This window comes from Pedobacter heparinus (assembly GCF_032678725.1).
GTDB lineage: Bacteria > Bacteroidota > Bacteroidia > Sphingobacteriales > Sphingobacteriaceae > Pedobacter > Pedobacter heparinus_A.
Genome location: NZ_JAVTSC010000007.1, coordinates 1 through 14,266, shown reverse-complemented (window position 1 = coordinate 14,266; position 14,266 = coordinate 1). Strand labels below are relative to the sequence as shown.

Below are 14,266 nucleotides of genomic sequence, written 5' to 3'. Positions count from 1 at the left end.
TTTAAAGGTTAATTACATTTAATTTAGTTTTGATGTATTTAGTGGCCTGAACTAAAACCTGAGCAGGCGCCAGGCTAACATCCAAACCATTGCTCACATCAGCACCTAAAGCACTAAGTTCATTTAAATTGGCAAATCCTGCTGCATTTAGCTGACTGCCCACAAATGCAGCATGTCTGGCTTCTATTGAAACCAGTTGACTTAGAATAGTTAGGCTATATTCTGCCCTGGCCCTTGTTAGTGCATCGTTGTAAGCGGCAACGCCCAGATCTTCAAAAGTTTTTGCTGCCGTTAGTACCGCTGTAGCATCATTAAAATCAATAGAAGAAAAATCAACTTCCAGATTGGCAATCCCTATCGTATTTAAAAATCGCTTAAAAAACTCACGGTGCGTAATTTCATGTAGTTTTATCTCATTAAACAATAATTGCTGTGCAGGAGTAAAAGCAGCTGGAAATTTTTCTGCGACTTTAATATAGAAAGCGGCTTCCAACTGTTCCAATGCATAGATGTAATTAAACAATCCATTATCATCCTTAAAATCAATGGTATTATCGGTATTAACATAAGGCTTGCCATCATTTGTATCCTCATCCTTTTTACAGCTGATTACACCTATGGTTAAGGCCGATGCTCCGGAAAGCTGAATAAATTGCCTTCGCTGCATGTTAGTTCCGAAAAAAGCCTCTTTTCCGGTTTCCGTTTGAGAATTCCCTCTTTTCATAAATTTTGGTTTTAGTATAAAGTTTAGCTCTTCCAAAAATTAATCATGACACCTTAAGATTCATGATTGCAGGTTTAATTAATATTTGGTCCGAATTGATAGAACGAATTTAAATATCAGGCAGTTAGCAATGTTTTAAATTCGTCCGAAATAGTTATGAATTTGATGAATGGTCAATCTGAAGTCCAATAAACAGCCTCACATCAATAGCTTCAGAGAACAACTAACCGATTTCAAAAGATTTATGGAGAAAATTGAAATAGCGTCTTGATATTCTCTGCTACCTTCACTCCTGCAACCAAATACGTCAAATTCTAAAATATTGAAATATGAAAAAAACCTTAAGCATGCTTTTAGCTGCCTCTGCGTTAACAATAACCTGCTTTGCCCAGCCCAACCAGGATAATCCACAATTTAACTGGTTTAAAAATGCGACAAAAACAATTGACTATCAGTTAAACAAAGCAGCAGGCACTTACAAACCCGGCAAAAACCCCCGGTCTATAAATTCAGATGGCAAAGTAAGACTGGCCGGTCTTACCGACTGGACTACCGGATTTTTTCCAGGCTCGCTTTGGTACGGATATGAACTTACCGGAGATCAAAAACTGGCAGAAAAGGCAAAACGCTTTACCCTGGCACTTGACTCTATCCGCCACATTAAAAGCACTCATGATTTAGGCTTTATGTTATACTGTTCTTATGGCAACGCCTACCGCATTACCGGCGATAAAACCTATATGCCTGTGTTGACTGAAGGTGCCCAGCATCTTTACGCAAGATTTAACCCTAAAGTTGGCGTGATCCGCTCCTGGGATTTTGGCACCTGGAAATACCCGGTTATTATTGATAACATGATGAACCTGGAGTATTTGTACTGGGCAGCAACAGCCTTTAACAAGCCCGCATACGCCCAGGCAGCCAATACCCATGCCAGCACCACCCTAAAGAACCATTACAGAAAGGACAACAGTTCATACCATGTAGTAGACTATGACCCGGCAACAGGAAAAGTGCTGCGCAAAGTAACCCATCAGGGGCTTACCGACGAATCAGCCTGGTCTCGCGGGCAAGCCTGGGGGCTTTACGGCTTTGCCATGTGTTACGCCAATACCAAAAACCAGGCTTTCTTAGACCAGGCCCAACGCATTGCCTCCTTTATCATGAACCATCCCCGCATGCCAAAAGACAAAGTTCCGGTATGGGATTTTGATGTGCACAATGCCCTTGATACAGATGAACGTGCACCAAGAGATGCCTCCGCAGCAGCTGTTATCGCCTCAGCCTTGCTGGAGCTGAGCACACAAGTAAAAGATGGAAAAAAATATGTTGATTATGCAGAAGATGTACTCAAATCACTATCTTCCGATGCTTACCTCGCTAAACCAGGCGAAAACAAGTTCTTCATCCTGAAACACAGCGTGGGTGCCTTTTTGTACAATTCTGAAATCGATACCCCCATAGATTACGCCGACTATTATTACCTTGAAGCCTTAAAAAGATATGCCGGCATCAAAAAAATAAACCTTTTAAAAAACTAAAAAATGTTTAACCTGATAAAGAGGAGCCTTGTTTTTGTTGCATTAGCCCTTTGCGGGGGAAATGCATTTGCACAGGAGCCGGTCATTACTAAAAAAGACTTTGAGCCCATCAACCTCAGCTACCCTGGCCTGGAAAAAACAAATCAGTTTTTTTTAGCGGGCAATTATAAAAGCGCAGCAAATGAGCTGTTGAAATATTATCGCAATCGCAGCGGGGTAAAACATCTTGATTTTAATGCAGGTGATGCACAGAAGTTTGCCGGCAAAAAAGTAGACCAGAACACGCTAAATCTGGCCAATGATATCCTGCAGCACAAATTTAAGCCCCACAAGGGCTATCCCGCTTTTGATTACGGCAAAGACATCAACTGGCAGTACCGCCCGGTACAAGACCAGTTGCTGACTACTTTTTTGCACCGCACCGCTTTTTGGGAATCCCTGGGCATTGTATACCGCAGTACAGGCGATGAGCAGTATGCCCGGGAATGGGTTTTTGAACTGCGCGACTGGATCAAAAAAAATAAACAGGGTGCTTATCCTGATGACAAGGACTATGCATGGAAAGCCTTTGTCGTTTCCTTCAGGCTAAACCATTGGAGCGGCTATTTCAACCTGTTCCAGAATTCATCCAATTTTACACCTGCTTTTTTAATGGAGTTTTTAAGCTCGTATAACGAGCAGGCCAGTTACGTTATGGCCAATTATACCGATATTGGCAACCACCGCTTATATGAGGCCCTGCACCTGATGTATGCAGGCAGCACATTTCCTGAAATGAAAGCGGCAGCTGCCTGGCGCAAAAGCGGCATTGCTGTTTTAAATGAAGAAATTGCGAAACAGGTATTGCCCGATGGTGTACAGTTTGAGCTTTCTCCTTCTTATCATATAGGCAGCATAAAAATATTTATGGATGCCTTACAAATTGCCCAAATGAACGGCGCCGAGAAGGAATTTCCTGTAAGCTACCGCAATCTGGTCGAAAAAATGGTGATGGCCATTGGCAAATATTCTTTTCCAGACTATACCTTCCCGTTATATGGCAATTCGTTTTTAACCAATAAAGCTACCATGCTTAAAAGCTATAAAAGTTGGGCAAAGGTTTTTCCCGGCAATAAGGTAATTGAATATTACGCCACTGATGGTGCTTCCGGCAAACAGCCTGACTATCAATCCAGCAGCTTACCTGATGCTGGTTTCTATGCATTTAGAAACGGTTGGGATGCAAAAGCAACCGTAATGCAGATAAAGGCCGGGCCGCCCGCATCCTTTCATGCCCATCCGGATAATGGCAATTTTGTAATTTGGGTAAAAGGGCGGGATTTTACTCCAGATGCAGGTAGTTTTGTATATGCCAATGTTGGCAACCAGGAAAACGCAAAAAGAGACTGGTACAGGTCAACCAAAGCCCACCAGACACTTACTTTGGACAACCAGAATATGGTCATCACAAAAGCAGCTGTCCAAAAATGGGAGACCGGTAAAAACCCAGAAATGCTTTCCTATACCAATCCGAGCTATGATAATTTGACCCATCAGCGGACATTTTTATTCATTGCTCAAAGCTATTTTCTGATCGTAGACAGGGCTATTGGAACAGCCAAAGGAAATTTAGGCATTCATTATGCGTTAAAAGAAGACAGCAAAGCTACTGGCAATGCGGACAATAATAGCATTACTACCAACTATGCCGATGGCAACAACCTGCTGATCCAATTACTGAACAAGGATAAAGTAACTTTAAAAGAAGAGGAAAGCTTCGTATCGTATCAATACCAAAAAGAAACAGCAAGGCCAGCCTTTGTGTTTGAAAAGTCTAAAACAGACAACAATACACAAAGCTTCGTTTCCTTATTGTACCCTTACCAGGGCAGTTCAGTGCCCAATATTAAAATTACCGAAAACACGGGTCATGATCCTGCCGTTGGTAAAATTGATATAACGATAACGGTAAATGGAAAAACCAACCACATTAAGCAAGATTTAAACCCGTAAAAACCTATCAAGCAATGCAACTCAAAAAAACCATAAGTCTTTGCAGCCTGCTCATTTGTGCAGTATTGAGCAGGGCCCAGGATATCCAGATCAGCAAAAAGAGCTTCGATCCAATCAACCTCTCCTATCCGGGCCTGGAAAAAACAAATCAGCTTTATACAGCCGGCAAATACGATGATGCCGCCAAAGCCTTACTGGAATACTATCAGAAAAAAAGTAAGACTGCAGCACCAGATTTCAGCAATTCTGAAAAACCGGCTGATATAAACCAGCCCATTGACAAGGTTACTCAGGAAATGGCCGACAAGGCTTTAAGCCACCAGTTTCAGCCTCACAAAGGATACGGCTATTTTGATTATGGCAAGGACATCAACTGGCAAATGTGGCCGGTAAAAGACAATGAGGTGCGCTGGCAATTGCACCGTGTAAAATGGTGGCAGCCAATGGCCATGGTTTATCACGCCACTGGTGATGAAAAATATGCTAAAGAATGGGTACTGCAATACAGCGATTGGGCCAGAAAAAACCCATTGGGACTATCGGCAGACAACGATAAGTTTGTATGGCGCCCGCTTGAAGTTTCGGACAGGGTACAAAGCCTGCCCCCAACCTTTAGTTTGTTTGTAAACTCCCCTAATTTCAGTCCTGCCTTTTTAATGGAGTTTTTAAACAGCTATCACCAGCAGGCAGATTACTTACCTGAAAATTATGCCAAACAGGGAAACCACCGTTTATTTGAAGCTCAACGCACCTTATTTGCGGGCGTATCTTTTCCAGAGTTTAAAAACGCACCAAAATGGAGGCAAAGCGGGATAACCGTGCTGAACACCGAAATCAAAAAACAGGTATATGCTGATGGAATGCAGTTTGAGCTTTCGCCCATTTATCACGTAGCCGCTATCGATATCTTCTTAAAAGCTTATCGCTCTGCACAGCGGGTTAACCTCGAAAAAGAATTTCCTCAATCCTACGTACAAACCGTAGAAAATATGATCATGGCATTGGTAAGCATTACCCTGCCAGATTACAATACCCCCATGTTTGGCGATTCCTGGCTTACCGATAAAAAATTCAGGATGAACCAGTTTGCCAGCTGGAATAAAGTTTTCCCAAAAAATGAGGTGATCAGATATTTCGCTACAGATGGCAAAGAAGGTAAGGCGCCAGGCTTATTATCCAAAGCATTGAGCAATGCAGGTTTTTATACATTCAGAAGCGGATGGGATAAAAATGCGACGGTTATGGTATTAAAAGCCAGCCCTCCGGGAGAATTTCATGCCCAGCCTGATAACGGAACCTTCGAACTTTTTATCAAAGGCAGAAATTTTACACCCGATGCAGGTGTATTTGTATACAGCGGAGATGAAGCGATCATGAAACAACGCAACTGGTACCGCCAAACCAGGATACACAGCACACTTACGCTTGACGATCAAAACATGGTGATCACCAAGGCCCAACAAAACAAATGGCAAACAGGTAAAAACCTGGATCTGCTCACTTACACCAACCCAAGCTATCCTGAACTTAACCATCAACGCAGTGTGCTGTTCATCAATCATCAATACTTTCTATTCATAGATAAGGCTATAGGTAAAGCTACCGGAAACCTTGGCGTGCACTGGCAACTAAAAGAAGACAGCAAGGCGCTTTTTGACCAGGCAAAGAACCGGGTATATACCACTTACACAGATGGTAATAACTTACTGATCCAATCATTAAACAAAGATAAAGTAAGCCTTAAAGAAGAAGAAGGAAAAGTATCTTATGTGTACAACCAAGAGATGAAAAGACCGGCTTTTACCTTTGAAAAGGCTAAAAAGGATAACAGCACACAGACATTTATAAGTATCGTTTATCCTTACAGCAACCAGAATGCACCGGAAATCATTATCAAAGAAAACCCTGGTAATGATTTTGAAAAAGGGAATATCGACCTTACGCTGAATATTGACGGAAAGCAGCAACAAATCAAAACAGCCTTAATCCATAAAAATGACCTAAATAAGTAACCAATCATCCCTAACCTAAACAACCAAGTATGAAAACCATGAAACTGGGCTGGTGTCTGGCCTTTAGCACCTTGCTGTTCGCAACAGCCTGCACTAAGAAAGAAGCCATCGCAACCGATCAAAATGACACACCGCACGACACGGTAAAAGGACTGTCGGGTGTACAGGGCTTAACCGCCAATGGCGATACCTTGCTAAATGTAACTTACGAATCGGGTACAACCAATTCGGATATTACAGGTGTAAACCCTACCAATGCAACCGCAACTGATGCTGCTTATATGATCGGTTCGCCAGGCACTTACCGCGTTGCCCATAAAGTAACATTAGGCCAGCCAGGTTATTACTCTAACGAAGCATACCGGAGTGAAAGTGATGCGGATTATGCTGCAAATGCACGTTTTATTCCTGGCGATGAACGCAGGTATGAGTTTATGCTGTTATTGAAAGACTGGGAAGAGTGGAATCCTGCCAACCCGGCTTACGGCGACAATATTTTCCAGCTTAAAGTTTCTGGTGGTGCGCTGGTACCGGTAAGAATTCTTACCAAACGCAATGCCATCGTTACCAGAAACACGACCAATCAGGATAATTTAGTGACTGATTTCAGACCTTATATCAATCAATGGATCCACTTTAGAATTGATGTGAAATGGGCAACTACCAACACGGGCTACTTAAAAATTTACACCAAACTGCCGGGGCAAACTACTTACAATCTTGTTTTAGACAGGGCCAATTATGCCACTTACACCGGAACCCCTGACACCCTTCCGGGCCAACATGGCTATATCAAATGGGGCGTTTATCGGGAAGCAGGAAAAGATGCCAATGGCAACGTGATTACCAGCGACAATGTGTTAACCCGCATTGCCTATCATGACAACATCAGAATTATCCAGCTGCCTTTATAATATGAATACCGAAAGTTCGCCACGCTTGCTCTCATTAGACATTTTTAGAGGGGCAACTGTTGCCTTAATGATATTGGTTAATAACGCGGGTGACAGTAAACATAAATATCCGCAACTTAACCATTCCAAATGGCATGGTTTTACACTTACAGATCTCGTTTTTCCATGTTTTCTTTTCATGGTCGGTGTGTCCGTTGTTTTCGCACTGGACAAGAAAAAAGCAATTCTGACCGACCATAAAAAAATTATTGCTGACGCATTTCGGCGTATGACACTACTGATACTGATATCCTGGGCTATTTTGTTATTCCTGAAACATGATATTCCGGCCGATATCGAGTCGTATCAGGCAAAAATAAGTTATCTGGCGGCACATCTGCGTATTCCTGGAGTGCTGCAACGCATTGCAGTTGTGTTTTTTATAGTGAGTTTGCTTTACCTGAAAACCGATCAGAGATTTCGCAGCTACCTGCTCATCATCATCTTATTGGGTTATTATATCATCCTTTGTTTTATTCCTGCACCGGGGCTAACGTATCCAAGTCTGGAACCTGAAACAAACTGGGGCGCCTGGCTTGACCAATTGATTTTGGGAACCGGCCATTTATATAAAGTAACCTGGGACCCAGAGGGCTTACTCAGTACTTTACCATCTATTGCTACCTGCCTTTTAGGCGTACAGGCAGGTAGCTGGCTAAAACGCAAGGATATCGACACCGGAGCAAAAGTAAGCTGGATGTTTGTTTATGGAATAACTGCCATCGTTTTAGGCTTGTTCTGGGACATTTTTTTTCCAATTAACAAGAAACTCTGGACAAGTTCTTTTGTTTTATACACCGGCGGTATGGCAATAGCTGCATTAGCACTAATCTATTGGTTAGTTGATATACAAGGCCGGAAACGGTTTACCTGGCCATTCGTCGTATTTGGCAGGAATGCGCTTGCGGCCTACATTTTAAGTGACATCATCCGTGCAGTTTTCAATATGGTACCGGTTGGTGGCATGGGCGGTATGGAGTTTATTCAAACACGGCTGATATCGACACTGTTTTCCTCTCCTTACAATGCCTCGCTGGCTGGTTCACTGCTCTTTGTGTTGCTTTGCTGGTTACCGATGTATTGGCTATATCTAAAAAAGATCATTATAAAAGTATAATTTCTTCTGCCATAGTGGCTTTTCTATTTTTTCAGGTTTAAATTTACCGCAACTGATGCAGCTTATTAAATTTCGAATAAATCAGTAAACGTGGGTTAGAAAGGTTTTTAAATACGATACTTTAAATCCCGCAAAACCATTATATTTACTTATAACAATCTAGTAGTTATGAAAAAGCTTTATACACTCCTTATTTTAAGCCTGATTTCTATAAATCTTTACGCCCAGGGCGTAAAGAATACAGGTGTAGACATTGTTCAAAAAACCAACGGCGAGGAAATGAAAGGGCTGGTAGTTAAGGTCACTGATAGTGAGGTCACTTTTATTTATACAGGAGAAACCGCTCAATATGTTATTAAAAAATCAGAGATTGCTAAGATTGTTCACGCCAGCGGCAGGGTAGAAATCATCAGTCAGCAGGACACTCCTGCTCAAAACAGGCAAAACGATCAGGTAGCCATGTCGGCATCACCTGCAGATCATCACAATAAAATTGCCATTTTACCATTCACTTACCTGATGGACAATCAGCCAGGAGCGGACGCGATTGGCTATAAAGCTCAGGAAGATACTTACGGATATCTTTCCCAGCATTCAGCCGGGTATACGATACTTGATCCAAGAACAACAAACGCACTTCTGGCCAAAGGTGGTGTTACCAAAGATAAGATGATGAATTTTACCATGAAAGAGATCTGCGATATCGTTGGTGTAGAATATGTGATAGACGGGGTGGTAACACAGAATAAAGGTTATCAAACCAGCTCTACCAGCGACGTTTCCAACAGTAAAGTAAAGCGTGACGATAACGAAAAGATCAAAGGTGTTTCCTCTTATGGTTCCAGCAACAGCAATGCCGTTCAGCGGTACGATGTGTCAGTAAGCTTACATATTTACATGGATAACAATGCAAGCATCTATAACCAGACACATAAGGCTTTCCTGAGCAATACAGACGGTTCCTATAGCAGCCCATTGGAATATTTACTCAAAAGGAGCCCGCTGTACAGAAAATAAAATTTCTGCTTTCCAGTGTTCATTTTCAACTTGGTGTAATCGATGGATGCCCGCCAGAAAGGAAAACAATTCCACTTAAACTTTAGCGGTATCAATTTACTACTTAGATTGATTGATTAAACTGATAAAATTCATTATTTATATGCACCATACCATTAATAAAAATAATGTAAGTATCTTAGTATCAATGACACCTAAGCAAACATTCATTTAAACTAAAACAAACAGTGTGAACAAAATCTTAATTACCGCCATAGCCGGTGGGCTGGTATTTTTCCTACTCGGCTGGCTGGTTTACGGCATTATCCTGATGGATTTTATGATGGCCAATTCAGGAATACCAGTGGAACTGCAAAAAAAGATGCCAGACATGATTCCACTTGCAGTAGCGAACCTGGCCTGGGGCTTTCTCTTTGCCATTATATTAGGTGAATGGAGCACAGGTTTAAGTATTGCCGAAGGTGCCATGCGCGGTGCATTGATTTCACTACTGGTAGCTTTATTTATGAATTTATCTATGTACGCAACCACTACCATGCTAAAAGTAAACTATCTGTTGGTAGATCTGGTTGCCATGACAGTAAACGGTGCAATTGGTGGCGCAGTGATCACCTGGGTATTGAGCCTTTGGAAAAGTAAAGCTTAATAAGCTCCTGCCCTGATTTGTTCTATTTCTGCTGTGGTATTGGCCAGGTATTTACCCAGCATTCTGGAACCTTTTTCTAAAACAAGGAAATCGTCTTCAACGCGTATACCTCCGAAATCACGGAACCGTTCAACTGCTTTATAATTGATAAAATCCAGGAACTTGGCCTCTACCTGATAACTATCCAGCAATTCTTTATTAAAATAAATCCCGGGCTCCACGGTCATCACATAACCAGCCTCAAGTGCTTTACCCATCCGTAAAGATTTCAACCCGAATTGGGTGGTATTCTTTTTTAACGTGTCGGTATAGCCAACATATTGTTCACCAAGATCTTCCATGTCATGCACGTCTAGTCCCATCATATGTCCCGTGCCACATTGAAAAAATAAGGTATGGGCACCAGCAGCAACCGCGGCTTCTACATCTCCTTTCATTAAACCCATGTCCTTCAACCCAAGAACAAGCTGTTTACAGGATTCCAGGTGGACATCCAGATAGCGTACACCTGGACTGAGCATATTTGAAGAATGGTGATAAGCATTTAGTACAATATCATAAACGTCCTTTTGCTCAGCAGTAAACTTCTTCGCTACGGGAAAGGTCCTGGTCAGGTCGCTCGCATAGCCCATGGCCGTTTCCACACCAGAATCGTTTAGGACAAGCTTACCTTCTTCGAGTATATTTCCCCGGTAGTAGTTATGAAGAATTTCTCCATTTATAGTTAGAATTACCGGGTAAGCCAGGTTTCCTCCCGAGCTCAATGCCTCTGCATGAATTGCTGCCGCAATTTCACGTTCATACATCCCTGGTTTAGTAGTTTTCATCACCATCAGATGTATATCGGCAGATATTGACGCTGCCTTGTCCAATTCGACAATTTCCTCTACAGATTTAACGGCCCGCTGTGCCACTACTGCTTTAATAAAGTCCACGGAGGCAAAATCTGCAACCTGATGTACATTCAGATCTAACCATCCAGCGAGCCTGATCCTATTCTCTGCACGATAAGGTGGAAGAAAATGTATCATGCGACCTTTCAATCTCGCTTGCCTCAGATATTCAGCAAGTTTATCCGGAGCGACCAAATGCGTTACTCCTGCTTTTGCGCATTTATCTTTTAAGGGCTCCTTCCTGCCCATCCATACCAGGTCGTCAATAGACAGCTCGGAACCAAACAAAACATCCTTATCTTCATCGAGATCAACAATTGCGGCAAGGTCGGGATCATTTATCCCAAAATAATAGAGAAAGTTGCTATCCTGCCGGAAATGGTAGGGATTATGCGCATAATTCATTGGGCTCTCCCCATTCCCCAGAAATAATAAAATACCAGACTGAAACTTTGAACGAAGGATCGTTCTTCTTTGAATATAAACGATAGAATTGAACATAGGTTAAAAATAACGAAACAAAATAGTAGCTGAACAATCCTTGTTTGATATGCCCCTTACCCAATGCGCACTAAATCCTTTGGGAAATTCATAATTAATAGTTTGTCCAGCTTTTACAGAGAAGGTTTTATATTGATGAAAACCTGTTAAATCGAAATCAACCTCTAATGTAATATCTACATCTTTATCTGCTGTAATGGCTACCTTCTTTTGATCGTAACCAGTCATTAAATAAGGAAGTGATGGCTCCTTGGCTTTTACAATTGTATTTTTCCAAACCCCTCCTTCTCCAACAGCTTTACCCATTTTCCATAAGTCATCTACACCACCGTACCACAAACCATTTGCCTGGTTGCCAAAATAATTTCCATCAGGGCCGGCCTCTTTTTTAGTCCCGCTTAACACCAGCAAGCCGCGCCAGGTACAAAAATCAACTATTTTTTTATTGTGTGTCGTTATTGGACGTAATGCAATGAAACCACTTTCTCTACCAACTTCGTAAAAAGTTCCAGAAATGTTCAACATAAATCTTTCTGATTCTATCTCACGCCTATCACGGTATGCCATGTTTTCATATTCAGCCGATCCTTTTGGCAAACGAAAAGTTCCGGTTTTGTCTTTAACGATTATTGAGGCATCATCAATCGAATATCCTTTTTTAAACATGCCTAAACGAAGCATTTGATTCGTACTATCTGCTGTATTCGTTGCTACAATAAGGTGCTCATCAATTTCCGAGTACTTATTACTGTTCGTATTCAATACCTGTAAGTTCTTATTAAAATTCGCAGGGCGGATGATGTTTGCTTGAATAACATCTTTATCAGTTATGCTGGCTAATGCTTTAAACAATGTTTCTTGCCTTACTTGTGGCTTTCCGGAAAAATGGATAAATGCAGTAGCTTTACAATCAGCATTGGTTTTAAAACGTATCCAGGTTGCTTTAAAATCAGCTGGAAATATAAAATACTGGTACGCATTAGCACCAAGCTTGATGGTTTTATAATCCTTCCAGTTATTATTTCCCTTCCTATCAATTTGCAAGGTTAAAGAAACCGATTTATCAGCTTTAAGGTGCAGTACCTTTTGATCGAAACCATTTATCAAAAAAGCGTCTGATGACACATTAGCTTTTACATCATCATTTTCCCAGGGGCCACCCCAACCTGTTGGAGCACCCCAGGTTTTTAAATCTGCAAATTGCCCAAACCAAAGGTTAGATTGCGAACGGCCTGCTAATGGATTTTGTAACACCGTTGTTTCATCAGTTGCAATAACCAATTGGTTGTTCCAGTTACAGAAATCAGGGATATAACGTAAATGGGTATTTAAAGGAGAAATGCCGGCACTGTTGCTTCTCGAAAAAGTCTTAGGAAAATCGTACATCATGCCATGCATGTCCATCAGCATTTTGCCGTTGCCAACTTCACGTATGCGGGGCCATTCTGTATACCAACCACCTATACCATCATAAGTATGTGCTGCTTTAGGTAAACGATAAGTATACCATTCACCCCCATCAAGCAACTTTAAAATTACTGAACGTTTGTCCCAACCAATAGACCACAAAGGGCTCTTATCGTTTGGAGCTCCGTAAATACCACCAGGTCCTGTAACATCTGTAAATTGTTTGCGTTCGATTATTTTCCAGGTCTTACCATCCCAGGCAGCCAAAACACCCTTTTCGTCAGGAGATTTTGGCAAATCGCCTGCCTTTAGCATATCCTTAGTCAATTTAAAAACATCATCTTCACCATTATTAGCAATCACCAATAAACCCTGTGAGGTATAAGCGCCTTTTCCGTGCCATCCGGGAACTGGTTTTTCAAAAAGTTTATTCACTGCCAACGTGTTTACATTTACTTCATATACCTTACCCTCCATATCATAAAAATAAACCATATTGGCCGGGTCTTTTAAATGACGGGCATTTGCCGTCATTCTTCCTTCCATTTTCGAAAACGGAATAACCCTTACATTTCCTTTATCATCAATAAAGTAATTACTCGTAATTAACTGGTGGGATTCTTTATGGATCATCCGGTTTGCGGGTGTACCACCAATACTTTCTGGATGTATGATAAGATTCAGATCTTCATCAATGCTATACAGTTTATCAGCGCTACCTTTGGGTTCGTGCGGAGAGTAAGTCACGATCCAGAGCTTACCAGCCCAGGGTGTTATGGCACCTATTCCGTTCTCAAATCCCTGACCGAAACCTCCTTTTATTGATTCAGTTTTAGGCCACCCCTCATTAAAAGTTGCCAGATGAGGATAAACCCCACTTACCCTTAAGGGTTTTGATGGAACTTGTGCAGTAGCACTTGTCGCTAGAAAGAAAGCACCGACTAAGGTCGGAAGCATGAATCTACAAAATTTCATTTCTCTATTAAAGTCCATTATCATCCAATGCAAAATTATTTTTTCTGTCCTTCCATTTCCCTTTGGTAAAATCAGGAAATTGCTGAGGCATGTTGCCTTCTTTTAAAGATTTAGTAGATAGCGGTGTAATTACGCTCATCGTTACCGAATCATATACATCAATAGGCGTTTGTTTTTTCTGTTTTACCGCCTGTATAAAACCATTAAATACGAACCAGTCCATACCGCCATGTCCGGCACCAACAGCTTCTTTTTCATATTTTTTCCATAGCGGGTGATCATATTTTTCAAACCATGCATTTACCGGTTCCCATGCATCATGGTTTTTAGCCTGCTTTTCGATGTAAATAGATTTGTTTACATCCATCCAGATCCCACCAGTTCCCTGTACTCTAAACCCAATGGAATATGGCCTTGGCAAATGCGTATCATGACTTAACAAAACCGTCTCCCCATTTGCACAGTTGATCATCGTTGTGGTCACATCA

At 41.6% G+C, this 14,266-nt stretch carries 10 protein-coding genes and 1 pseudogene; 7 read left to right on the top strand and 4 right to left on the bottom strand.

Features of this window, described 5'->3' with window-relative positions; genetic code table 11:
• Position 1: 1 nt before the first annotated feature.
• Complete coding sequence (locus R2Q85_RS12065) at positions 2-724, bottom strand: ferritin-like domain-containing protein (RefSeq protein WP_316812040.1); 723 nt, start codon at positions 722-724, stop codon at positions 2-4.
• A gap of 329 nt (positions 725-1,053) precedes the next feature.
• Between R2Q85_RS12065 and R2Q85_RS12060 the strand changes: the two genes are divergently transcribed.
• From R2Q85_RS12060 to R2Q85_RS12030, 7 genes are all read left to right on the top strand, one after another.
• Positions 1,054-2,265, top strand: a complete 1,212-nt coding sequence (locus R2Q85_RS12060; RefSeq protein ID WP_316812039.1) for a glycoside hydrolase family 88 protein — start codon at positions 1,054-1,056, stop codon at positions 2,263-2,265.
• 3 nt (positions 2,266-2,268) lie between these two features.
• Positions 2,269-4,257 carry a heparin-sulfate lyase HepC gene (gene hepC, locus R2Q85_RS12055; protein WP_316812038.1) on the top strand — a complete coding sequence of 663 codons (1,989 nt, stop codon included), beginning with the start codon at positions 2,269-2,271 and terminating at the stop codon, positions 4,255-4,257.
• A gap of 14 nt (positions 4,258-4,271) precedes the next feature.
• Positions 4,272-6,269 carry a heparin-sulfate lyase HepC gene (gene hepC, locus R2Q85_RS12050; protein ID WP_316812037.1) on the top strand — a complete coding sequence of 666 codons (1,998 nt, stop codon included), beginning with the start codon at positions 4,272-4,274 and terminating at the stop codon, positions 6,267-6,269.
• Positions 6,270-6,298: 29 nt separating this feature from the next.
• Entirely contained in the window at positions 6,299-7,183 is an 885-nt protein-coding gene (locus R2Q85_RS12045; RefSeq protein WP_316812036.1) for a heparin lyase I family protein, read from the top strand.
• Entirely contained in the window at positions 7,149-8,339 is a 1,191-nt protein-coding gene (locus R2Q85_RS12040; protein WP_316812035.1) for a DUF5009 domain-containing protein, read from the top strand. The genes R2Q85_RS12045 and R2Q85_RS12040 overlap by 35 nt, the downstream gene beginning before the upstream one ends.
• Before the next feature lie 168 nt (positions 8,340-8,507).
• Positions 8,508-9,356, top strand: a complete 849-nt coding sequence (locus R2Q85_RS12035; RefSeq protein WP_316812034.1) for a hypothetical protein — start codon at positions 8,508-8,510, stop codon at positions 9,354-9,356.
• A 229-nt stretch (positions 9,357-9,585) separates the two neighbouring features.
• Positions 9,586-10,002 (top strand): hypothetical protein, encoded by a 417-nt coding sequence (locus R2Q85_RS12030; RefSeq protein WP_316812033.1) that lies wholly within the window; start codon positions 9,586-9,588, stop codon positions 10,000-10,002.
• Here R2Q85_RS12030 and R2Q85_RS12025 read toward each other — a convergent pair.
• The 3 genes and pseudogenes from R2Q85_RS12025 to R2Q85_RS12015 form a co-directional block, all read right to left on the bottom strand.
• The gene (locus R2Q85_RS12025; protein WP_316812032.1) at positions 9,999-11,396 is read right to left on the bottom strand and encodes a Xaa-Pro aminopeptidase; all 1,398 of its coding nucleotides are present in this window, start codon (positions 11,394-11,396) and stop codon (positions 9,999-10,001) included. The two genes, R2Q85_RS12030 and R2Q85_RS12025, sit on opposite strands and share 4 nt — an antisense overlap.
• 3 nt (positions 11,397-11,399) lie before the next feature.
• Entirely contained in the window at positions 11,400-13,760 is a 2,361-nt protein-coding gene (locus tag R2Q85_RS12020; RefSeq protein WP_316812031.1) for a hypothetical protein, read from the bottom strand.
• A 25-nt stretch (positions 13,761-13,785) separates the two neighbouring features.
• Positions 13,786-14,266: pseudogene (locus R2Q85_RS12015) on the bottom strand (gfo/Idh/MocA family oxidoreductase); the annotation flags it as partial.